Source organism: Desulforhopalus glucosivorans (assembly GCF_054397165.1).
Map to the genome: position 1 here is coordinate 884,299 of NZ_AP044854.1, position 23,432 is coordinate 907,730.

The 23,432-nt window shown below is 42.6% G+C and carries 22 protein-coding genes; 8 read left to right on the forward strand and 14 right to left on the reverse strand.

Features of this window, described 5'->3' with window-relative positions; all coding sequences use genetic code 11:
- Positions 1–18: 18 nt before the first annotated feature.
- Positions 19–732 carry a pirin family protein gene (locus ACX6CI_RS03855; protein ID WP_458776856.1) on the forward strand — a complete coding sequence of 238 codons (714 nt, stop codon included), beginning with the start codon at positions 19–21 and terminating at the stop codon, positions 730–732.
- A gap of 25 nt (positions 733–757) precedes the next feature.
- Here the strand turns inward: ACX6CI_RS03855 and ACX6CI_RS03860 are convergent, their stop codons facing one another.
- Positions 758–946, reverse strand: coding sequence for a hypothetical protein (locus tag ACX6CI_RS03860; protein ID WP_458776857.1), 189 nt, complete (start codon positions 944–946; stop codon positions 758–760).
- A 404-nt stretch (positions 947–1,350) separates the two neighbouring features.
- Here ACX6CI_RS03860 and ACX6CI_RS03865 point away from each other — a divergent pair, with 404 nt between their 5' ends.
- Complete coding sequence (locus ACX6CI_RS03865; RefSeq protein WP_458776858.1) at positions 1,351–1,560, forward strand: hypothetical protein; 210 nt, start codon at positions 1,351–1,353, stop codon at positions 1,558–1,560.
- A 38-nt stretch (positions 1,561–1,598) separates the two neighbouring features.
- Entirely contained in the window at positions 1,599–2,036 is a 438-nt protein-coding gene (locus tag ACX6CI_RS03870; protein ID WP_458776859.1) for an ArsC/Spx/MgsR family protein, read from the forward strand.
- A gap of 116 nt (positions 2,037–2,152) precedes the next feature.
- Here the strand turns inward: ACX6CI_RS03870 and ACX6CI_RS03875 are convergent, their stop codons facing one another.
- From ACX6CI_RS03875 to ACX6CI_RS03905, 7 genes are all read right to left on the reverse strand, one after another.
- Complete coding sequence (locus ACX6CI_RS03875) at positions 2,153–2,980, reverse strand: TIGR02285 family protein (protein WP_458776860.1); 828 nt, start codon at positions 2,978–2,980, stop codon at positions 2,153–2,155.
- Between the two features lie 92 nt (positions 2,981–3,072).
- On the reverse strand, positions 3,073–5,100 hold the full coding sequence (locus tag ACX6CI_RS03880; RefSeq protein ID WP_458776861.1) for a hybrid sensor histidine kinase/response regulator: 2,028 nt from the start codon (positions 5,098–5,100) through the stop codon (positions 3,073–3,075).
- Between the two features lie 175 nt (positions 5,101–5,275).
- The gene (locus tag ACX6CI_RS03885; protein ID WP_458776862.1) at positions 5,276–6,022 is read right to left on the reverse strand and encodes a substrate-binding periplasmic protein; all 747 of its coding nucleotides are present in this window, start codon (positions 6,020–6,022) and stop codon (positions 5,276–5,278) included.
- A gap of 336 nt (positions 6,023–6,358) precedes the next feature.
- Positions 6,359–7,018, reverse strand: a complete 660-nt coding sequence (locus ACX6CI_RS03890; protein WP_458776863.1) for an NAD(P)/FAD-dependent oxidoreductase — start codon at positions 7,016–7,018, stop codon at positions 6,359–6,361.
- A gap of 570 nt (positions 7,019–7,588) precedes the next feature.
- Complete coding sequence (locus ACX6CI_RS03895) at positions 7,589–8,080, reverse strand: hypothetical protein (protein WP_458776864.1); 492 nt, start codon at positions 8,078–8,080, stop codon at positions 7,589–7,591.
- The gene (lepB, locus tag ACX6CI_RS03900; protein ID WP_458776865.1) at positions 8,077–8,574 is read right to left on the reverse strand and encodes a signal peptidase I; all 498 of its coding nucleotides are present in this window, start codon (positions 8,572–8,574) and stop codon (positions 8,077–8,079) included. Before lepB ends, ACX6CI_RS03895 begins: the two co-directional genes overlap by 4 nt.
- A 204-nt stretch (positions 8,575–8,778) precedes the next feature.
- Positions 8,779–9,036, reverse strand: coding sequence for a hypothetical protein (locus tag ACX6CI_RS03905; RefSeq protein WP_458776866.1), 258 nt, complete (start codon positions 9,034–9,036; stop codon positions 8,779–8,781).
- Positions 9,037–9,138: 102 nt separating this feature from the next.
- Here ACX6CI_RS03905 and ACX6CI_RS03910 point away from each other — a divergent pair, with 102 nt between their 5' ends.
- Positions 9,139–10,107 carry a LysR family transcriptional regulator gene (locus ACX6CI_RS03910; RefSeq protein ID WP_458776867.1) on the forward strand — a complete coding sequence of 323 codons (969 nt, stop codon included), beginning with the start codon at positions 9,139–9,141 and terminating at the stop codon, positions 10,105–10,107.
- A 59-nt stretch (positions 10,108–10,166) separates the two neighbouring features.
- Here the strand turns inward: ACX6CI_RS03910 and ACX6CI_RS03915 are convergent, their stop codons facing one another.
- The gene (locus ACX6CI_RS03915) at positions 10,167–11,474 is read right to left on the reverse strand and encodes a hypothetical protein (protein ID WP_458776868.1); all 1,308 of its coding nucleotides are present in this window, start codon (positions 11,472–11,474) and stop codon (positions 10,167–10,169) included.
- 239 nt (positions 11,475–11,713) lie between these two features.
- On the opposite strand from ACX6CI_RS03915, the gene ACX6CI_RS03920 reads away from it, so the two are divergent.
- Positions 11,714–12,337, forward strand: coding sequence for a LysE family translocator (locus tag ACX6CI_RS03920; RefSeq protein ID WP_458776869.1), 624 nt, complete (start codon positions 11,714–11,716; stop codon positions 12,335–12,337).
- 5 nt (positions 12,338–12,342) lie between these two features.
- Here ACX6CI_RS03920 and ACX6CI_RS03925 read toward each other — a convergent pair whose 3' ends face one another.
- Positions 12,343–13,149 (reverse strand): arylamine N-acetyltransferase family protein, encoded by an 807-nt coding sequence (locus tag ACX6CI_RS03925; protein ID WP_458776870.1) that lies wholly within the window; start codon positions 13,147–13,149, stop codon positions 12,343–12,345.
- A 133-nt stretch (positions 13,150–13,282) separates the two neighbouring features.
- On the opposite strand from ACX6CI_RS03925, the gene ACX6CI_RS03930 reads away from it, so the two are divergent.
- Positions 13,283–14,089 (forward strand): alpha/beta fold hydrolase, encoded by an 807-nt coding sequence (locus ACX6CI_RS03930; protein ID WP_458776871.1) that lies wholly within the window; start codon positions 13,283–13,285, stop codon positions 14,087–14,089.
- Between the two features lie 51 nt (positions 14,090–14,140).
- Here ACX6CI_RS03930 and ACX6CI_RS03935 read toward each other — a convergent pair whose 3' ends face one another.
- From ACX6CI_RS03935 to ACX6CI_RS03950, 4 genes are all read right to left on the reverse strand, one after another.
- Positions 14,141–15,103: a substrate-binding domain-containing protein gene (locus ACX6CI_RS03935; RefSeq protein ID WP_458776872.1), complete on the reverse strand. Its 963-nt coding sequence runs from the start codon at positions 15,101–15,103 to the stop codon at positions 14,141–14,143.
- Between the two features lie 164 nt (positions 15,104–15,267).
- Positions 15,268–18,432: an efflux RND transporter permease subunit gene (locus ACX6CI_RS03940; protein WP_458776873.1), complete on the reverse strand. Its 3,165-nt coding sequence runs from the start codon at positions 18,430–18,432 to the stop codon at positions 15,268–15,270.
- An 18-nt stretch (positions 18,433–18,450) separates the two neighbouring features.
- Positions 18,451–19,476 carry an efflux RND transporter periplasmic adaptor subunit gene (locus tag ACX6CI_RS03945; RefSeq protein WP_458776874.1) on the reverse strand — a complete coding sequence of 342 codons (1,026 nt, stop codon included), beginning with the start codon at positions 19,474–19,476 and terminating at the stop codon, positions 18,451–18,453.
- Positions 19,476–21,395: a cation:proton antiporter gene (locus ACX6CI_RS03950; RefSeq protein WP_458776875.1), complete on the reverse strand. Its 1,920-nt coding sequence runs from the start codon at positions 21,393–21,395 to the stop codon at positions 19,476–19,478. Before ACX6CI_RS03950 ends, ACX6CI_RS03945 begins: the two co-directional genes overlap by 1 nt.
- Positions 21,396–21,612: 217 nt before the next feature.
- On the opposite strand from ACX6CI_RS03950, the gene ACX6CI_RS03955 reads away from it, so the two are divergent.
- Positions 21,613–22,227, forward strand: a complete 615-nt coding sequence (locus tag ACX6CI_RS03955; protein ID WP_458776876.1) for a CBS domain-containing protein — start codon at positions 21,613–21,615, stop codon at positions 22,225–22,227.
- 100 nt (positions 22,228–22,327) lie between these two features.
- Positions 22,328–23,209, forward strand: a complete 882-nt coding sequence (locus tag ACX6CI_RS03960; RefSeq protein WP_458776877.1) for a universal stress protein — start codon at positions 22,328–22,330, stop codon at positions 23,207–23,209.
- Positions 23,210–23,432: the final 223 nt, after the last annotated feature.

Here is a 23,432-nt window from a genome sequence, read left to right on the forward strand (position 1 = left end):
ACCATACAGGAGAACATAATGAAACCAGTGTATCATGAAAATCAATCAAGAGGGTTGGCTGATCATGGTTGGCTCAAAAGCAGACACACCTTTAGTTTTGCCAATTACTACAACCCTGAGCGCATGAATTTTGGATTATTGCGAGTGCTCAACGATGATATCGTCACGCCATCAATGGGATTTGGAACTCATCCCCATGAAAATATGGAGATAATTTCTATCCCTCTGTCAGGGGCTTTGCGACATCAAGACAGTATGGAGAACAAGCACATCATATCTACAGGTGAAGTCCAGATTATGTCGGCAGGAAGCGGCATAACCCACTCGGAGTACAATGATTCATCTTCAGAAGATGTAAATTTTCTTCAAATCTGGGTGCTGCCAAAAGAGAGGGACATTACCCCGAGGTATGATCAAAAAGTCTTTGATGAAGGTAAGAGAAAGAACAGCTTCCAGCTTCTTGTATCACCAGAAAAATCGGAAGAAACAGTTTTGATCAACCAGGATGCCTGGTTTTCCCTAGCTGATATTGAGGCTGAAAAACAGGTGATCTATGAGAAAAAAATCCAAAAGAATGGTGTGTACTTCTTTGTCATCGAAGGCAATGTCACCATAGACGGTAATGCTGTTAAAAGGCGTGATGGCTTGGGGATAGCAGATGGCACATGCTACCCAATTGTAGCTCAAAGCAAAGCGCAAATCCTGGCGATTGAGGTCCCATTAATCGACTAAGTAGAGCCCTTTAAAAAGGTTAGGCTTATCCCAGGGTCTTTAAATAGGCTTTAGTGATCCAGGTATCTCCTTCTTCTTCCGTTAGATCATCGAGGGACATGACGATTCGTTCAATATATTCCATGGAAAATTGGAGTAGATAAGCGTCGATTTCAAGATCGAGTTCACTACTCAGTTTTTCTAAAATATGTACTTGTAATCTGTTGAGTTGCATCGCTGAATTCCTTCTTAAACAGTATCAAATTTCTATGTACTCCTTCTAATGTACATCCATAGACACGTCTGTGCAACGGGGTATCAAGCAACCCAAAAACAACTTGCGTTTCAACACATTGCAACCCGACATTAATGTAATTTTGCTTCAGTTTTGAAGGAAACAATACAGCCACACTGAAGCACCGTTTGAATAGTAAATGTTCTGTAGTACACGCGTGTGTGGAAGAACAAATTATACATCATAAATGGCTCGAGATTTGTAATAGAGAACATCAATGTAGTAGCTTCACGAAATACAATTTTTAAAAATATGAATTTCGTGAATTACTTATCCTGGCAGAATTCTCGTTTACTGGGCGAGCATTTATCTCGTTAAATCGGATCAATCTGAGGAATACAATAATGGCTCAATTTATATGTCCCGGTTGCGGGTCAAAATATTTTCAGACCTCTAAGGCAGGTGCGAAAAATACATTTATTGTTGTTGGCAGGCGAACAGTGGAATTCATCCAGCAGGCCGGTGATGTTGAAATAGATACGAAGAGTATTTGCTGTGGTGCTTGCAGTTGGCAGGGGGCTTTGGACGAGTTGGTTGAATCCCGTTTAGATTGACAAACAAGATTTTTTTATGAGAAGAAAGGTAGAAGTTTATGGCGTATATTCAATTTTTTGAAAAACCTGGTTGTATTAATGGTGGAAAACAGAAAAACATTCTGCTTGAGGCTGGAAATACTCTTGAGTGTGTGAATATCTTAAAGCACGCTTGGAGCCCGGAGGAGCTGGCTCAATTTTTTTTAAGCAGGGACGCTTCATTGATTATGAATCACACTGCACCGGCTATAAAAAATGGAACAATAAACCCTGCACATTTAAGCTATGATGAAGCAGTGGCCCTTATGGTAGAAAATCCAATACTTATAAAGCGTCCCCTCATTAGAGTCGATGGCCTGTCGATCCAGGGCTTTACTGATGAGCGCCTTACTCCTTATCTGGGGGGCTGGGATAAGAAGAATGATGTTACGACCTGCCCGAATCTTTTATCCATATCCTGTGATGACAAAAGTAACCTTGATGATAACGATGTCTAAAGCAGGGTAACCAAATCAGATTTAAGCTTTTCTTTCCATGTTACTATGCGGAAGTCGAGCAATCCACATGTAACCCGGACAAATATCGTTCCAGGTGTTGGCTTTCTGCCTGACAATCAGTTGCTTTTTTGTAGGGAGTTAAAAAACTCTTCAGCCATTTGTTTGTGTAAAGTTTTGGTGGTTTCATCGAGCCACTCCCCATAAAAACCAATAAATTCCTTGTCCCTGTGTTGTTTGATCTGTACATCAATCTGCTGGATAATATTTCTACCCCAATCGTTATTTGGGCAGCCGATATGGCCTACGGTGTAGGTTACACTACTCTCTTGTATTGGGTAGTAGGTGAAGTCGTTATGTGCGTTGTTTTCTCTCACAAAATATCCTGCTTCCACAGGATAACCAACAAGGCAATCGATCCTACCCATATTCAACATGTTGATAAGGCCACGGAAAACATCATTTCCGGAACGAACCAGCAGGTTTTTTTTGCCACTGAATTGACTCAAAATTTGATCTATTCCACCAGAATAAACTCTGCCATTGGATATCCCAAGTTTGATGTTCTCGTCCTGTAAGAGAGAGAGGAGTGAAATGTTTCCGTCTGCATCGATGTGTGGAGCAAGTTTTTCACGGTTTTTTTCAGATGTTATCAGTCCGTTGGGTAGAACTACCATCGCAGGTTCTGAAAATGATACAAATTGTTCGCGTTCCTTGGTTTTATAGAGTGAGGGGCAGCATACATTTTTGTTTTGCTTAAGTTCCAACATTATTCTTTTGAAATTAGCAATTTCAAAATTATGTGAGTATTCAGGAAGATGATGTATTAAAAAATGCATTGTCTTATCAAAGAATCCCTGATCCATATGTGGTTCATTAGGAATAGACACTGGTGGAAAGTCAGCCCTGTACCAGGTGATTTGATTCTGCGATTGATTTACGTTCACCGCAAAAGATCTGCTTGGGGTCGTGTACGTTAGTAGCAATAGCGTGACTATAAATAGTGTTGCAGGCTTCATTGATTTTTTGAAGTATAGTGTCATGGGGTAGTAATCTCAGTGTATACGGCGCTTGCGAGTTGTTCACTGGTGTAGGGTTTATTGACTAGGCCACTGGCACCGAGACGGATGGTGTTCTTAACATCATCACTTTCTGAGAAGCCACTTAAAATTATAGCCTTTTGCTGAGGAGCAATGCTGATGATTCGTTTGTATGTCTCAAGTCCATTGATTCCAGATTCCAGTATCATGTCGAGCAGAATCAGATCAACCGGTCTCTTTTTAATATATTCGACTGCGGCCTCTCCCGAGGCAACACTTTCAACATTGTAACCAAAGGATGTGAGCAGTCGGGTGGCAATGTCTCTTTGTTGAAATTCATCATCAACAATGAGTATAGACTGTCCTTTGCCCTTAAATATATCAGGGTTTGGTTTGACTGCCTTTTTATGAATGAGGCTGGGGGAGCTTGGGAAATAGAGTTCAAATACAGTACCTTTTGAGTTAGAGCTGACTTGTATTCCGCCATCATGGTCCTGCATCGTATTCCATACAACGGTGAGTCCGAGGCCTGTTCCACTTCTGCCCAGTTCCTTTTTTGAAAAAAATGGTTCTAGAATATGACTTAACTCAGAGGCAGGTATTCCTTTGCCAGAATCCTTGATGGCAACAGTAGTATAGGAGCCAGGAGAAATAATTCCATGGCCCGTTGTAACTGGGCTGTTAACTGTTACGTTCGCTGTCTCTATAAGAACATGTCCTTCACCATGTACGGCTTCAAAAGCATTGTTCACAAGGTTCATAAGACTTTTTCTCACGTGGATTATCGAACAGGAAATATTGTCGATTTCAGGTGAAAGGGTCTTAGTAAAATGTATCTTTGGATACAGCGATTGAATTGTTTGAAATTCGGGTGAAAAGGTGTAGTCCCGAATAATTTCATTAAGATTGGCAGACTCTCTTGTCGCTGCAACACCCCGGGCAACGGTTAGTAGGTCAGCCACGACTGCTGCAGCACGAAGACCAGCATCTTTAATAGGTTCAACTAGATTCACCAGGGGGCTGTCTTTGGGCAGTTGATGTAGTAACAGCTCAGGATAGTTGATGATACCTGAGAGAATATTATTTAAGTCATGGGCGACACCCCCCGCCATGATACCGATGGATTTCATTTTTTGGTCCCGGCTAAGTTGTTCCTGAAGAGCCTGTCGTTCGGTAATATCTATAATGACCATCCGCGCTCCGATAAAATGGCTGTTTTTATAGATAGCAGCTGAGCGGACAAGTACGGGAAAAAGGGCTCCGGAGCTGTTCTTTGCCCTATATTCTTTACGATTAAGGTCTGCACTATCTGAATCTAGATAGATACTGGCATCACCTCTCTTACCATTTTCCAGGCGGATGTAATCCCTGCAATCATGTTTTGAGTTGGTTAAATCTGTAATACCAAGACATTTCTGGGCTTTTTCGTTGGCAAAGGTAATGTTTCCTTCCGCATCAGTTTCGAGCACCATTTCCGGGAGAAGACTGACGAGGTCGTGATATTTCTGCGTTCTTTCTCTCACCTGATGTGCAAGGAGTCTTCGGTGGAAAATAAGATAAAAGATTAGAAAGAGGGTGAGAACGGTAAAGAAAAGTCCAAGAAATATGTAAAAGAGTGGATAAATGTACCTGACGTACTGTTCACCCTTAAAGTATCCTATTTTGCGGTTTTCATATAAAACAGGATGAGATATTTTTTTAGTGGATATAAGCCCGGTTCGTAAGAAAAACGCATCAAGTGACTTGGGTTCAGGCCCGGAGATCATAAGAAACGTTTCCTGATCATCGGTTAATACTTCAATGTTCTTGTAATGATCTGCTGCAGCAACAAGGTCGAGGTAGGCTTGCATACCATAGGTGTTAAGGCTCCAAAGATCATGGGCTATAATTATCGCGTGATTTTCTATTAGCTGAGCATCTTTTGTTTTGGCTGACGTCAGATACCAGGAAGCCATTGCAAAATAGATAAAACTCAAAAGAGATATCACTGCAAAAAGTGATAGAATTATATGTTTCTTACGTAACATTAATACTCACGAAATAATACGAGCCGCTTGCAAAAGTGTCTTTTCGCCCAATCTTTTCGTTTTGTTCAAAATTTTATCCTCGGAATATTAAAGATATGCCTGTGGTAAAATTTTTCACATGCCTCAATCTTGAACGAAAATCCTATTTTTGCAAAAGGCTCTACTATCTTTAGTTCTATTCAATAATTCCATATTTACCAATAAGATCACGGTATGCAGGTGTTGTTTTATACGTCTGTAGTGCTTTGGCGAGTTTTTCTGCTCTGTTGTTCTCGTTGCGAGCTTTAACTACTCCAAGATAGAGTGTTTCTTTTGTAATGGGTGGATCAAGAAATTTAATTGTGTGCTCAATTTTCCTTAGCTTTGCATAGTGTTGCACCACATACCTGTTCCCCACTCCTATATCAAAACGATGGTGGGTAAACATATCGATGAGGTGCTTATCGCTTCGAGTAACTTGTTTTTTAGGAAACTCAAAGTGATCAAAAATAGTTCCATAGCTGTATAGATCGACTACTCCAATCTGATATTGTTTAAAGTCTTCAAGGTTACCGGTAAATGAGATATCCGATTCTGTGGAAGTGAAAAAATGATTGGTTTCAGGTGCCAGCTCAAGTCCTTCAAAAATAAGATATTTCTCTCTTTGTTCAGTTTTAAAAAGGGGCATTATGGCATCAATATCACCTTTTTGGGCATTGGCTATAAGTCGCTTCCACGGATAGACCTCATACTCCACATCAACACCAATTGCATCGGCCACTGCATTGATGGTTTCGATACAAAACCCGGTAAGAGTTCCTTCATCTTCGTAATAGTAGGGTGGGTAGCCAATACTGATTCCAACGACAAGGGTTTCAGCCTGCACAGTTGTGTAAGCCGCAAACAGCAAGAGTAGTAGGGTCGTACGGATGAAGAGTGTCATGGCAAAATTCCATATTGATAACTATGAGATTAATAGATTTACTAACTACTACTTGTAGGCTACGGTTTTTGTTTACTAATTACAAGTTGAAAAACGAAAGGAATAACAGGTGTATGTTGTTTGAAAAAAAGGTGGGGGATTTCGTCAACAGACAGTCATGGCGCATGAAGAACAGCGGTATATTCTAGAGGATAATTCTAGAGGAAAAAAACAGCAGTTGTGAACAGTTTTAGGATAGGAACAACACAATCTGACCTGATAATAATCTGTGGTACTCGATAGATGTCAGGTCAGATGATGCTAGAGTGGGGCTTGGTAGAAATATGTTACAGCGAGTTAAGCTCCAACAGCTTCCTGAAAAGGTTCTAAGCCGACTCGCTCAATCATTTTCCCAAGACGCTCACCTTTTTTGGCATTTTCTTTGTAATACTCGATAACAGTATCAACGGCTGTCATAACGGCTTCATCATCGAGACCTCTGATCACTTCTTTGCCGATACGGGGGGTGGCGCCTACATTCCCGCCAATGGTTACAATCCAGCCGTCCTTGTCACCAATTAAACCAATATCTCTGACCCAGGACTCAGAACAACTGAGTTTACATCCCGAAACTGCCATTTTAAATTTACCGGGTAGTTGGTAGGCATGGTATTTTTTATCAAGCTTTAGACCAATTTCAACAGCGTCTTGTTGTCCAAGACGGCAAAAGCCGTTTCCAGGGCATGTGCGAATGCTTCTAACACATAGGCCCACCGCTGCACCTTCCTCTAGCTGAAGATCTTCCCAGGCAGAATCTATATCGGCTTCTTTTAGACCAACGATTGCAATACGTGTGGCTCCTGTAATTTTCAGAGCTTTGGCGTCATATTTCTCAGAAACATCTGCGATTTTTCTGAGTAGATCTGGCGTTACAAACCCACCGGGTATATGGGGGGCGATGGTGTAACTGTCCTCTCCACGTTGTGGAATGGCTCCTTTTTCTCCTAATTTTAACATAACTTTCTCTCCTGATTCGATTTAATAGATGAGTAATTGAGTGTCTTAATAATAGTTGTCGTAAATAATGAGTTGATAATAGTGCGTAACTCTGCACTGTATCAACTCATTTTTTAATTTTTAATATGAAGAGCCACTTGCAAAAGTGCCTTTGCGCCCAATCTTTTCGTTTTGTTCAAAATTTTATTCTCGCCATATTAACTATATGCCTGTGGTAAAATGTATCACAAGCCTCAATCTTGAACGAAAATCCTATTTTTACAAAAGGCTCTGAAGTGTACATTTATCAGGAGTAAGCCCCTGATAAATAATGTTTCAGCAATATTGAGAAGTATGAGAATGGTTTCTACTCTTAAAAATTTGTCACTGTCTTTGTCAACATAAAAGACGAGACCAACGCTAAAAAAGTTGATAAATCATGGTCTTAATGAGGACCATGGCAGAGGTCCTCGGTAGGCGGAAAACTATACAGTTGGAAGGTCTTATAGAGAGAACAGCAGTCTGTTAGCGTGATTTGAAAATCATTTTAATATCAAAATGTTCCAGTTGTAATGAAGTGCGGGTGTATCCCTATTTTTTCATAAATTCAACGACTGTAAATGATGAAAACAGCCAGTCCCCATCAATTTTATCAACCGTGATATCAACCTCATAGGCATCTGTAAAATTCCCGTCGTTAGACTCTCCATTGAGCCGAATGGTTGTCAACACTGATGCACTGTTTTCTGCGGGAAAATCTACACTCACATCCTCAAAAGTGAAGATTGTGGTTGGTAATCGTTTCTTGAGTATAAGAAAATTATCTGAAAGCTCTTTTTGGCTTAATTCCTTATTGAAATTTCTTGACTCAATTTCAATTTTGCAGGGATCGGTGCAGAGTTTTGATGCAAGAGTAACGTTACGAAGAGTCTCTATCATAGATTCTACGCGTAATGTAGAACAGTATTCAGCGAGTGAATGTAGATTTTTTTTTATCTTTTTGTCATCACTGGGCAAGAGAAATATTGCACCTCCCACAAGCATTAGAATGATGCCTAGAAGAAATTTTGTTTTACTGTTCATGGGACTATGCCTCCGACTATTCGATTTAAGCGTATTTCACCAAACTGGTGTCTTTCAATGGATGTACCGCGGTTATCGCCGACCACATATACATGATTATCTCTAATGGTTCTCGGTGGTAGCTCCCAGTCTGTGCGATATTTTACATAGGGTTCGTCCATTGCATTTCCATCCACGTACAGAACACCTTGTCTAAATTCGACTGTTTCGCCTGCGTGCGCTACTATCCTTTTCATAAGCATAACTTTTTTACCGGCAAAACGAACTCCTACTATATCAAATCGTTTTGGAGAGCTCAGCAGGTAACTCAGTCGCCAGCAGAATGCAAAAGATCTGTCATGGTAGGTGGGTTCCATGCTCATCCCCTGAATGTTAAGTGGTATGAGAAGATGCCCAAAAATGATGTAACAGCAAAGAACGAGGAGAACAAGTCGCACGAAAAATCGTTTATTGAAACGGGGAAAGAAAAATTCGCGAACAGGGGAGGAAGACATGGACGATCCAGTTGAATTCTTGGCCACGATAGGGAGCGTTTACAAGCTATAAGAAAATGATCTACGTCCAGTATATTCCTGTCCTCTGACTAAAATCAATAACAATCAGCTGTTTTTCAAGGTTGCCATAAGATATGGGAGGTTCGCAATGGTTTGATGTGCATATCTCAGTGGTATCTGGATTGGATACGTGTACCTATTGGTTTAATGCAGTTGGCCCATGGCAATAGTTGCAGCAATGGATACTGAGATCCAGAATAGTGTTTTTACCATATCACGGGTGCCCTTAACATTTGGAGCCATCATGTCATGGGAGCTATTGTCTGCGTTGGAACTGGTGTCCTCGGGTTGTAGCAGATAGCCTGCTTCACTTGCGCTCTCACTGATAAGTTTTTGCAAGCGGCGCGATGGATTGATATCCAGGCTATATTCAAATTGTCTTTCAAGTTTCGATTCGAGCATAGACTTCTCCTGTTAGTTATGGCTTTCGATTTGTTGCAATTATAAAGGGGGACGAGTAATAAGTATAATTATACAAAATTCACCACAGGATTAATTATACTTATGTTACAGAATCTCGATCGATTGAAGGTATTCTTCCACGTATTTACTCTGGGGAGTGTTGTCCGTGCCGCTGAAATCCTACATGTTAGTCAGTCTGCGGTGAGTCAGGCTATTCAAAAACTTGAAGCGGAACTCAACAGCCCCTTGTTCATTCGTTTACACAAACAGCTCATTCCAACTTCAGCCGGTAAGCAGTTACATGAAATTGTTCAACCATTTATGGGAGCACTTGAGACCTATGTGAAAAGTCTTGAGATGGCAAAAGAGAGTCCGGTAGGAGAGTTGAGAATAGGTGCCCCGTATGAATTCGGCAAAACATACCTGCCTTCAATTGTTGCTGATTTTCGGCAGCACTATAAGGATGTGACTTTTTTCCTGGAATTTGGAACACCTGACCGGTTGTTGCCAATGCTCAAAAAGGGGATGATTGACCTTGCTCTGGTGGATGTCTTTCTAACAAAAACCACAACTTCTGAAACCCATGAAGTGTACAACTTTAAACCAGTGCTTGAGGAGGAAGTGATTCTTGCTTGCTCCAAAGAGTATAACGACACCCATATTAAAAAGGATCTATCATTTAGATCTCTTTCAAAACAGAATTTCATCGGTTACAGAAAAGATCAGCAAACCATTAAAAAATGGTTTAAACACCATTTTGCAAAACCCAATGTACAGGTGAGCGATGTACTCGTTGTGGATAGCCATGATGCTGTTATCGCATCTATCAAAAAAGGCGTCGGTCTGGGAATTATTGCCTCTCACCTTGTAAAGCACGAAATTCAAGAGGGGGAGATTATACCGATATCCACTTCAAAGCCAGCGATATTAAACCCCATCGCCCTTGTCCACCTTCAGGATAAAATTCCAACACTCACCGAGAAAGTTTTTGCAAAATTTATGGTGGAGCAGATAAGAATAATAATACCCAACTCTGGTGGTGGAATGAAAATTCTCGATGCTAAATTCTGAGAAAGGACTCCACATAACCCATGATTGCATAGACTTGGTTTGTGGAGTCCAGTGGCCCATTAAGACAACATTGAGGATTTTAATTGTGTGGTGAGATGCTCCAACCGCTCCACCATTTCATTATGGGAGCTGTTGAGCATTTTACTGCCAAAATACAACTGCATTTTCATTCGTTGCCAGAAAATAATCTGTCTTAAATCATCCATGGCGCTCTGGTTTTTCTCACTGATCGAACTGATAATATCAGCTTGAGCAGTTGTCTCGAGCTGCCCATTAGAACCTCCGTTAATGTCAGGTACTGAATCTTGTATTTCACGGTTCCGCGGGACCATGTCAATCTCCAGCATCGATTTTGGTTCCCCGTTCTCCATGAGAAACATGCCTGAGGCCTGGACGATGCCCTGCACTGTTCCATCCTGATCTTCAAGGTTAAACTGGGTCCCAAGATTGGACACTGATATAGCGCCTACGCCAGCCTCCCGGAGACTTATGAGGTGTTCATCTTCCCCTCCAGCCCCCTGCCAAATCATCAGGTCATCAAAGATAGGATCATTTTCATCAATCCAGGAATTACCGTCATAATCAAGATCTGCCAGTTCTCCAAAACCACTGTCCGTTGACGGGCCAAACAGTTCGAGACCGTTGTTTATCGACCCATCACCATTGCGGTCAAGGGCCAGGAAACCGCAACAACTGCCTAGGGTAGATAGTTCTTCCTTTTCGCCATCACCATCAAGGTCAAAGGAAAAATAGTTCTCGTCAAAAATAGAGATAGTATCATCGAAGTTGAGAACTAATGGGTCGATGCCAAAGATTGATCCCATACCTGCAGACTGGATCAGAAGCTCCTGGCGTTCCATCTGCAGCCCAAGATTAAAGGATATGGACCTGCCATCTTCGGTTTGCACCTCTCCTGCTGCTTGAAAGAAGACCGACTCCTCTTCAAAGTGGACAACACTACTGCTGAGGCTGGCAGAACCCACTTCGATGGAAGGGGATGATCCCAGTCGATTTGGGCTGATGCCCCTCGTTTGCTGGATGTTGACAGAGGTACCAGCAACAAGTTCCACCATTGATGAAATGGCAGCTTTGGATTGCAGGTTTTGATCGAATTTTTCAGGTACTTCAACTGCTTCCTCAATTCCCGATCCTGTTGAAACAGAAAAAGACCCGCTCTGCCGGGTAGAGGTGGAGGAGTGAATCAGTGAAAAAAAATCCTGTTGGAAGGATTGCCCGGAGAGTTCTGACCGGGGTTGATTGATAGAGTTGAGGCCTGCCTGGCCCTGTTGCATAATTGTGTTGGTCTGATCTACTTCCGTGTAGTTTCGTGCCGCATCCATGCTGACCATAGTCGCAGCTATTTTCATGTGGGTATTAGTCTCCTCTCGTTAAATTTAAACTTCTTTAAATATGCCTATAGATCTTTTCGGTTTTGCAGGGTCTGATCTTAATTAATATTTGGCCGATGTATTGGGAAACAGACTAAGGAGTATAAATGTGGTCTATAAGATAGTAATAAACTTGACTTGAACGTGGTACATTGTATGCCCGCTTGATTGTACAAACTAACAGAATTTTTTATATTACATAACGCACTAAAATTATAATGATTAATGAGTATTTAGTTTACATTACACTTGCAGTTACCATTACCGCACTTCCCGGACCTGCGGTAATACTGACTGTAAGAAATAGTATACGATACGGTTATAAGGTTGCTATCCTCAATATAGTTGGCAATTTTGCTGCCATGGTCATTCTGGCATCTCTTTCTGCGGCAGGTTTGGGGGCTGTGATCCTTGCTTCATCAACTCTTTTTTCCGCCATAAAAATAGCAGGTTGTTTGTATCTCATCTATTTGGGTGTGAAGGCATGGAAGGCACCTTATATTCAGGAACCTTACGGGGTAATATCTCGGAGCAAGCAAGTCAAACCGCTTCTATCAGTTTTTAAAGAAGGTTTTGCTGTTGGTATTGCTAATCCAAAGGCCATCGCCTTTTTCGTGGCGCTTTTCCCACAGTTCATTGCTCCCGACAGAGCTTATCTGCCGCAATTCCTGACGCTGATATTTACCATTGAAGGAATATCAATTACTGTGTTGACGACCTATGCTGTGTGTTCATCTGCAGCCTCTCCGTTTTTATCCAGAAAACGTTCTATGACGATTTTTAATAAGATAACAGGTGCAGCTTTTATGTTATTTGGCCTGGCTCTGTTGTCTGAAGAGTAGTTTACTTATTGTCTGGCAGACACCTTCTCAAACAAGGTACGGCACTCATCTGCGCCTAGTTGAAGATTGAGTTCTTTGGTGAGGATATGGTGTAAATTCTCCGGGTCATTAATGTGCTGTTTTTTTGTTCCTGCTGCTGTGATTTGCCAATATTCCAGATCAAGTAAAGAATGGATTGTGGATTTGGTGAGGCGGCTAACAACCAAATGATTAACGAAGTTCGCAGCGGGGTGCTGGTGGGAATAAAAGTGGCCAAGCTCGCAGTCTGCCTGACCGTAACGACATAATTCAAACCGATACAGAGAAAAAAAGTCACCGTCTTTTATAATCTGCATATGAAACTCGGAAGGTCTTGGCTCAGCTATCCGGTAAACCCTGTCGCCATCTCTGGACTCAGTTTCAGACATCAGTACCGGTATTCTGGGACCGTTTGCACCAAAGCCTACGTCGATGACATATTGCTTGCCATCATATTCGATTAGAGAGATTCTGTGGGTCAAACCGGGATGGATGTCCTGATTGTGAATCACTCGTGCCAGATAGAGCCTAGGCGCAAATCCAAGTTCCTCTAAAATTTCAAATAGTAGACCATTTTGCTCGAAACAATATCCACCGCGCCTTTGTATAACAATTCTGCGGTACAAGGATTCGTAATCGAGAGGCAAATCATCACCTAATTGACAACTTGAGCTGCTAAACGGATACGCCGCAACATGGCGGGGAATGAGATCACATAGAAACGTGAAGTCCAACTCCCGGTTATGTAGGTCAAGGATCTGTAGATAATCCTGCACCATTTCATCACGTTTCATTACAAACTCCTCGGTGTTGTTGGTTGCTTTCAAATATTAAAAGAACTGATTAATAATTGATTAATAATTGAGTCAGGTTATATGGTAGTGGTTAACCATTATAATCAATATTTATCTTTGGAACATGGACGTGATGAAAAAACACTTTAGAGTTAAAGGTAGTGGAGAGACCATTGTAATGCTGCATGGCTCCATGGCCTCAAAAGAACAATGGTCATCACTCGCCAGGATGTTGAGTAAAGAGTATCGCGTTGTGACCATCGACCTGTTGGGATACGGAAATAGTCCTATGCCGAAGATCCTGGAAGAGTATGATATTGAAGAGGAATCCCAACATATCCTGAATACCTTAGCTGAAATCGAAAATCTTCATAGTTACCATCTTGTTGGGCATTCATATGGTGGAGCAGTTGCTCTGCATTACGCCTTTACACATCAACGCAAGGTTAAGAGTCTTACTCTCTATGAGCCGATGGCCTTTCATCTTTTACACCAAGACCATCCTCTGCTTGTTGAATCGTATGATATGGCTGCCGATATTGTAGAAGATATTCAAGAAGGCAATAGTGTTACCGGCGCAAAAAAGTTTATTGATTTATGGTTACCTGAAGGTACTTTTGATCGGACCACAGAGCTTGAGAAAAAAATGCTCGCGGTTGGTGTAAAGAAAATGGTTCATGATTTCAGGTCTGCAGTAACTGCTCCCCATGGCACAAAAGACTATATGGAGCTTCACATCCCAACCTGCCTGCTTGCCGGACAGACAAGTCCTGACTATTCCCTTTGTATTGCCGATGTCGTTGGATCATGTCTGCCGAATATTGAAATACATAATGTTGAAGGTGGTCATGTAGGACTGTTTACTCATCCGCATTCTTCATACCCGGTTATGTTTGATTTTCTTATGAGACAGGTTCAACAGGCAACGACGGTAATATGAGTACAGAGCTGCGGGTAAGAGGTCGTGGCAGCTAAGTGTTAAGCGGGCGTTTTACTTTTTGGAATTCTGCGATAAATATTGATTGATGACCTTCAGCACCTTTGAAGATTCAATGTTTTCTTGAGTGACGAGAATCAAGTCGGTATATACTTTTTCTGGAACGTCCTGATTTTCTATGAGCTGATTGGCTATGGTAACGGCCTTGTAGCCCATTTGATAAGGGTTTTGCACAATTGTGGCATCCATATCTCCCCTGATAATTGCCTGCCTGATGGTTTCGTTGAAATCAAAGCCAATAAACCTGGGCCTGTTTTCTTTTGCTATATTTTTCAGCGCTTTAAGTATTCCAAGAGACGCCTCTTCAGAATCACAGAAAATGGCATCAATTGTTTCCTGGTTAAGCAGCCCAAGTATGACATGGAACGCTTCTCCCTTTGATGCCCCGACGTAAGGGTCAGCTATAACTTTTATTTTTGGAAAATTTGTTTGCAGGGTATCCAGAAAAGCCTCTTCTCGTTTCTGGGTTGATCCATGGCCCCTTATATGTCTGGCCAGAATGATTCTACCTGAGTTACCCAGTATCGTAGCTATATGATTGGCCGCCATCTTGCCAGCCATATCATTATCCGAAGCAACGAGGGTTGAATGGTGCTCTGAAGTCATGTCAGAATCCACGAGAACGATTCTGATATTATTTGCAACTGCCTCATTAAGAATATCAGCTGCTATTGCTTCGTGGTTAGGAGCTAAAACTATCGCATCGTATTGATTTTTTATTCCATAGTCCACGATATAGGTCTGGGCATTATGATTGTCTTCATACCTCGGGCCGCGAATGGAAACAGTTAAACCAAACTCTCGTCCTGCGTGGAGAGCTCCATAACCAAGGTTTTTCCAAAATGAAGCCCTGCTACCCTTAGGAATGACGAGTACCTTGGTAACTGCAAGAGCATTGGAAACAGATATACACAGGAAGAGATGAAGAAGAAAAATCTGTATAAGGGCTCGTCTCATAGGCAGCTACTACACTGTCGGTTCAAATTGCAGTGTACAGATAACGTATAAATGAAAATGTTTAACGATCTTTCCATTATGCTATCACACCTAACTTTGATAATTCAAATAGGATGAGACCGAATTTTTCATGAACATTCTTTTCACCGAAACGAGTATAAGCACTACTCTTTTGTATCCGGTTGTTCCCAGTCAATAAGAATATCCCATTGCGCCGGTACAAGAATAATTGTGAGTACTGTGGCTGTGCAGAGACCTGTGACAAAGGTCATGGCCATACTGCCCCAGATAATGGAGTATTGTGGGATACCTATGGCCATGGGAAGTAAACCAAGGGTTGTTGTCAGTGTGGTGAGGATAATTGGCCGCAGTCTGGTATTTGCAGCTGTGATAAGAGCTTCTCTTTTCTCCATCCCATTTCGGTGGCATGAGTTTATAAAGGCCACAAGCACCAGGGCATCATTAACCACAACCCCGGCAACCCCAATGACAGCTACAAAGCTGTTAATGGTGAAAAGAGTGCGGGACAAAAAGGTTCCAAACGTTACCCCGAGAAGAGCAAAAATCACAGCCGAGATAATAATGAGGGGTTGCAGGTAGGATCTGAACTGTGCTGCAAGAATGAGGTAGATGAGAAGTATTGCAATAATAAAGGCATAGGTCAGTGAGAGAAAGGACTTTTGGGTTGATTCATGTTCGCCTGCAAAGGTTATTGTGGCCCCAGGGTATTCATTGCGGATCTTTTGGTAGAACTGTTTGGTCTGGTTAATTACCATTGCAGGGGTGAGAGGGGAGCCTGTGCCGATGTCGGTTGTGAGGGTAATGGATCGCTGCTGTTGGTATCTATTGAGGATACCCGGTTCTTCACTATAGCTGTAGCTGCAGATGTCTCTTAGCCTGATTGTTCCATTTTCGCTTTCGATAACAGGGGTGTCAAGGACCTGAAGGAGATCCACTGTCTCTGGTTGGGCGACTTTTACTATTATGTCAATCTGCTCTTCAGCTGTCTTCATTTCTCCAACAATCTGTCCATTAATAACTGATGCGGAAAGGGCCGCCACCTGTTCGACGGTGAGACCAAGTTCAGCTGTTTTTTCTTTTATAACCTCTATTCTGAAAATCCTGTTTGGACTTCCCTGGTCGTTCTTGAGTTCTGTTACCCAGGGACCTATGTTGTCATCATTTTTAAGATAGGATTCAAGCTTTTCGGCAAGTTGGGACACTTTTCCGGTATTGGTTCCAATGATTCGAATTGTGATATCTTTGCCCGTTGGCGGACCATCTTTTTCAGGTCGTACCACCATACTGAACTGATCTGGTAGATGTTCTTGAAGCCTGTTTCGAATAGAATCCAGATGTTTGATCACATCATTTTCAGGGTAATCTGCAAAATGCCGTCTACCCTCAGGGGGGAGGGTGACAGCGATATGTCCCATGGTACTTCCATACTGTGGTGCAAAATCGTCATCGATATAAAATCCGGAAAAACCAAGAATCGACTCTGACATCTCAGGTCCGTCCCCATGGAGTACTTTTGAGATATCAGATATGACCTTATTGGTGGTGTAGATGGGAGTACCGGTGGGACCAAACAGCTCTACAAAGTATGTGGAATAATTATCGGGAAAAAATTGTATTCGTATCAGGTTAGATTTTCCAAGAAAGGAAAGACCAAAGATAACAACAGCTGCGAGAAAGCCAAATATTAAAACACATTGTGCGCTGTAACGAAATCGCAGAGTAAAAAGGATGAGATAATTACAAACCTTACGGGTTGCTCCCATGATTCTGCCTTCTTTTTCGATCGCGCTTTTCGGCAAGTCTTGGTTTGTAAGCGATTGATCTGTTTTCTTCTGGCCGAACTCAAGATAATGGCAGGGGAGAATGAATAAACATTCGAGTATGGAAGCGACCAGGGCAAAAACAATGGTTTTGGGAATAATTGCAAAGAAATCCCCAATCATTCCTGTCATAAGCAGCATTGGAAGAAATGCGGCAGCAGTTGTTAAGGTTGCTGAAACAACAGGGAGAAAGACCTCGGAAGTACCCACAGTAATGGCCTTTTGAAGTGGCTTTCCCAGCTGGATGTGGCGGTAGATGTTTTCAACCACCACAATGGCGTCATCCACAATGATTCCGGAGACCAGAATAAAGGCAAAGAGAGAGACTTCATTGATGGAATTTCCGGTAAGAAACATCAGGATGATGGTCACCAGAAAGGCAAAAGGAATGCCGATGGTGGTTAACGCGGCGTTTCGAAAACCCATGAAAAGCCAGATAATGATGCATACGAGGACGATACCCACAAGAAGATTGATGCCAAGTACTCCGATTGAGTCCTTTATTCGAATGGATGAGTCCTGGGTGACTGAAATGTTAATTTCATCCTTGGCATAAACGGGTTGTAGATCCTCTACAATCTTTCGCACCGTACTGGCTATTTTCAGAGCGTTGCCGGATTCACTTTTTAAAACCTGAAGGGTGACACACTCTTCCCCGTTTATTGACGCGAGGATATGTGGTTCGCGGTAGGTGTGGATGGCGTCATCTATAAGGTCTGAGATACGAATAAAGGAACCGTTCTGATCCGTTCGCACTATGGTGTCAAGAAGTTGCGCCCTACTCGTAACCTGTTCGTCAACACGGAGGGTAAACTCCCCTCCAGATGTCATGATATGGCCTGCAGGGATGGCGATGTTGGATTGTCTCAGAACTCTGGTAATATCCTGGAAGGTTATGCCGTAATTCCCCATCCTCAACGGGTCGAGCAGCAGATGAAATTCCCTTGTATATTCCCCAAGAATTTTGACCTGACTCACTCCTGTGATGGTGGAAAGAGGGATTCTCAGCTCTTCAGCAACAAGTTTAAGTGTCGTATTGGTATGGCTTCCGGATACATTAACACTCACTGTCGGGAACCAGTCTCCAACATCGAGGAAGTTAAAGACCGGGGAGTCGGCACGTTCAGGCAGGTTATTTACTTCAGAGAGCACCTTGATTCGCACATCGTCGTAGGTCTTTTGGTAATCGGTATCGTCCAGGAATTTTATGACGATGTTGGAGCGTTCCCGGTAACTGCTTGAGCGGATATACTCAATGTTGGTAATTTCCTGAAGTGCGTCTTCTATCTTTTTGGTAACAAGAGTTTCAACCTCATCCGGTGCACCTCCGGGAAGGTAGGTGTTGATATACATCTTACCAAAGTAAATGTTTGGATAGCGGTCAACTGAGACCTGGAGCAGGGTAAATGCGCCAACGACTATGAGAAGCACAAACAGCAGGTTCATGACCACGCGCTGTTTGAGGGTGAATTGAATGAATTTTTCCATAATCAGGCTGTAAGTACCCTAAAAGTTTTCGGGAGTCTTTGTGAGAATTCTGTCGCTTGCTGTGAGGCTTCCCGATGAGATAATTGCAGATATGCCATCATCTGTTACACCGAGAAAGAGGACTCGAATTCTCTGGTTATTTTCTTTGACAATCCAGTGGGCATCATAGCGGCTAATAACCGCTGTGGTGGGTATCGTAAAGGTTCCGTTTTTTTGTTGTTTAAGTTGTATCTCCCCGCGAAGACCACCTCGTATTGTACGTTGGTCGTTGTTGTCGATAATTATGTCTACAGGAATCTTTTTTGTGGTTTCAGTAAAGGTCGGAGATATCCTGTAAATTGTACCACTGGTTTGTAGATTCAGATCTGGAAAATAGAGAGAAATTTCTTTAGTTTGTTGCAGGTTCTGGAGTTCATTGAAGCTTAGGGCAAACCGCAGGATTAATTGAGAATAATCCCCAATGGTTGCAATAACCTGTGCCGGTTGAATATATTCACCCGGTTGGACCATGCGTTGAATAAGAGTCCATCCCCTCGTTGCTGTAATGGTGTGGCGGGCCAGATTTTCCTGAAGGTTCTGGAACTGGTTGTTGAGTGTTTTTAACTTCATCTCGTGAAGATCAACGCTCAGTTGTACTTCGTCGAGTTTGGCTTCAGTGGCTGAGTTTTTGTCAATAAGGGTCGTATATCTTGCAAGCATCTTTTGTTCAGTTTTCAGCTGACGCTTGAGACTTTCAACCTCGAGTCTGTTGGCCTCAATATCAAGTCGGATGAATGTGTCATCAATCTGCGCAAGGATCCCGGAATCTGGTACAACATCGCCAACATCTGCATGGATAGCCAGGCATTTACCTCCCACCTCACTGCTCACCTCTATGGTTTGCCTGGCCTCTGTAAAACCGGTTAGAAGTTGTGTTCGGTGATATGATCTTGGTTGAACTGTTTCACCTGCCTTCACTCCTGTGGTGTAGAGTAAGCCGAGGATTACAGTGAGGATGAGTGGAAAGTGGCGGTGAATAGGTTGTATGGAGATAGAACGGGCCATTAATTTTCCTTTTCTGGTGAGAAAGACGATTTTGCTATAACTGGTTGCTGTAATTCTTTACCCTGTTGAAGTGCAACAAGAACACCACCGGTAGCGTGACTATTATTTTCTTGCGCGGTGATAATGTGAATATGATCTTTTTGGTCAATAAAAAATAGCGGTATAAGGTGCTCAGACTTCTTTTCTACTATTTCCTGTACTGAAGTGTTCTGATCGACAACTATCTTTATAAGCTCTGCTCCTGAGGCTAGAGCTTCAGAGAACTGCAGGTAGCTGATCTTGGCATCGAAGAGGAGCCTACCTCTATTGTTTCCCGGGAGGAAACGTGAGTCTGTCTTCTTTCTTGCGGAAACGATGGTGGTTGAATCATTACTTACCGAGCTTTTGGAAGATCTATGGGATTTTTGAGCCCACATGGCCTGGGAGCGAATGAGGAACACATTATTATTACCTAATTCTCCACGGAAATGCATTACGGCACCAAAATTAACGCTTTCATACGGCGAGATTGCAAGTAAAGAACCAATCCCTGTCATGTCTAAATGTCGTTCTGCGTGTTCTGACATCGGGTTGCCGAGATAGGTTTCTAGACCGTCCCCTGCAGCAGCCTGTATGTGTTCACGGGATGTGTCCGCAAGTACAACTCTTACGCCACAATCAGAAAGAATCTTACCAATTGAACGGGCGACAACATTGGCTCCAATTATAATAAACCCCAGTGGTTCAGGTTCTGCAACTCCGAGAAATTTGGCTACCGGGCCTGCAGTAAAACTTTGGAGCAACACAGTTCCGATTATGACAGAAAAGGTGAGGGGAACAAGTAGATGCGCATTTGCAACGCCAGCTTGTTCAAGCCCAAGGGCAAAGAGAGAGGCAATAGCAGCAGCTACGATACCCCTGGGAGCAACCCAGGCAAGGAAGTGACGTTCATGTATCGTGAGTCCTGAGCCAATGGCAGAAAGCATGACGTTTACGGGTCTTGCAAGAAATTGAACGACCAGAAATACAGATAAGGCACCCCAACCAATTTCCCTGAATGTACTGAATTCAAGGCGGGAGGAGAGCATAATAAAAAGCAGAGAAACGAGAAGGATACTGAGATGTTCCTTAAAATGTAAGATTGAATCAATATCAACGCCCTTCATATTAGCAAGCCAGATTCCAAGAACGGTTACAGTGATAAGACCTGACTCCGGCTGCAGGTAGTTGGCTGAAGCGAAAAAGAAAAAGACTATGGAGAGGGTGGCTACATTTTTGAGGAACTCAGGGAGCAGGTGATTCCTGAGCGCCAGACCAAATATGTAGCCCCCGGTGACACCAGTTACAAAGCCCACAGAGACAATTTTGGTAAAGGTGAGCAGGGTGTGGCCCCATGCTGCCTGTCCGCCGCCTGAAACGATAAACTCATAGACAAGAACGGCAAGGGATGCACCGATGGGGTCTATGACGATTCCTTCCCACCTGAGAATGTTGGCAATTGGTGCAGTTGGCCTGACAGATCGGAGTAGTGGGGCGATGACTGTTGGCCCTGTGACCACTGTAATGGCACCAAAGAGGGTTGCAATCTCCCACGATACCCCTGTGAGTAGTTTTGCGCTGAGACTGGTTATAAGCCAGGTGATAAGTAGCCCAATTGTGAGCATGTTTCTTAAAACTGACTGCAGGTGAAGGATATCCCGGAGTTTTAAGGTAAGGCTCCCCTCAAACAAAATAATTGCAACACTAAGAGATATAAAAGGTAAAAGGAGTGGACCCATAAGTATATCCGGATTAAGGATATTAAAAACTGGGCCTGCGAGTAAGCCTGCTGACAGCAGAAAAATTATTGCAGGGAGTTTTAGCTTCCATGCGATCCACTGGCAGAGGGTAGAGGCAGTCACAACATAGGCAAAGAGCAATACAATATCTTTTATTTCCATATCACAGTCTTTTAAATAAATTAGCACCTTACTCCAGAAAAGCTGTCATAAAAAAGCAGGCTTTCAGGGGTAAACCACTAAAAGTTCTACTTGTTGGATAGGTAGTGGTATATTTGATTATAATTGTTAGTGTTTACATAACAAGGAGCAGCTAAAAAAAACAGTTCATGATGATGTAAGAGCAAAAAAATCTTCAAGAATTCAGATGGGGGCCACAATGTTTTATGTAAATGATATCGACGGACTAAAATTTACAGGTCCACTGGAGGAGTTGGAGCGATGGGGGAAGGTTTCAAGGAGGCGAAAAGTTGCCGCCCTTACTGAAGAAAAGGTGACCCCATCCTTTGGAAATGGGGCGAATGCCGGGGCCATAGCTGCATACCAGAAATACCTGAGCGGTGACAGTGATATGGTAGAGCCCCTCATTCATGCCCACCAGATTATGTCTTCACCTGTGCTCACTATCCGTTTAGAGACACCTCTTATCGATGCCTGGAATATGCTTGAACAACAAACTGTACGGCAGGTTGTAGTGACCACAGAACAGAGAAAGGTTCTTGGTATGCTTTCAGAACGAGATCTCCTTAAAAGAATTAATATTATAGATAATGTTGCCCAGGCTAGTCCAGATCTTTCCGTAAGTGATGTTGTAAACCGGGAGATCATCAGTACCCACTCAATTTCGGATATACGTCGTATCGCAAAAGTCCTTGCTCAGTTCCATATTGATTCAATGCCTGTTGTCGAAGATGAGGTCTTGATCGGTATAGTTACCCGAGGAGACATATTGAGAGGGTTTGCAGATAATCCAAAATTAAATTTATACGCCTGATGATACATATATGGGGTGTACATTTTCAGGCAGATTGTGATGGGTTTCAGGGTGTAGAAACGTAGTTAGACTTTTTTCTTTGTTAAGAGTGAGGATATAAATGAATAAAAACTTTTTGGTCACAGTAAGTAACGATTGCGAGCATCTCACAGGGGTTAAGTTTCTCTGCTCTTTTTTCAAGCAACGCTCAGAGCATCAGATCACATTGTTACATATTTGCCGCCTGGACTCGAAGGCCGCCCGGCATACCTTACTTGAGATGTGGGAAAACCCGGATGAACGCGTTAAGGGTACACCGACAATAGGTGCTAAAAGGGCGCTTGAGAGGGCAACAAACCTGCTTAACGAAAGCAATATGGCTGTTGGTGAGATGAAAATTAAGACCTTTGCCGAGCACTATGGAAAGGTTAAGGATATTTTAAAGGAAGGATCTTCAGGGCTTTATGATGCGATTGTTTTGGGAAAACGTGCCTCATATACCCTCCAGTGGCTTGTGGAACAGCCGGCCGATGAAACAGCTAAGGCAATAATCACCGATAGTACAATAAGCACCCCCATTTGGATTTGTCCTGATCCTGAAAAGGGGCAAAAAAATGTGCTGCTTTGTGTGGATGGTTCTGAAGGTTCCCTAAGAGCAGTGGATCATGTTGGGTATATTCTGACAAAGCAGGAGCAGCATGATATTACACTTCTGCATGTGGAAAATGGGGCGGGACTGGGGAGTGAAGGTATCTTTAAAAAATCTAAAGAGATCTTAAAGGAACATCACATAGCTGAGGGACGTATACATACCGAAACCACTTGGGGAATCAATGTTGCAAACACCATTTTAACTGTTGCTGAAAAGGGTAAGTTTGCAGCAATAGCAATAGGTCTGCAAGGGACCGATAAGGGCATTATGAAAAAAATGAACCTTGCGGGTGGAACCACTGTGAGTCTCATTGAGCGCACAAAGAAAATTTCCCTCTGGTGCTGTCCGTAGTTGAATGATCTACAATTGTAGTTGGACAATATAATTTTACCATTTCAAAAGAACACTTTATTGTGTTTGTCCAGCTACGCTTTTTGTCGGGCCTTGTTGGGATACTCTAACGTGTTGTAATATGTTGCCTCACGTACCACCCACCTAAGAATATACAAAAATATATTTTCCTACAGTAATCAACCTTATTCTTTATCCCAGTCGCACCATTGAGTGAGAAGCC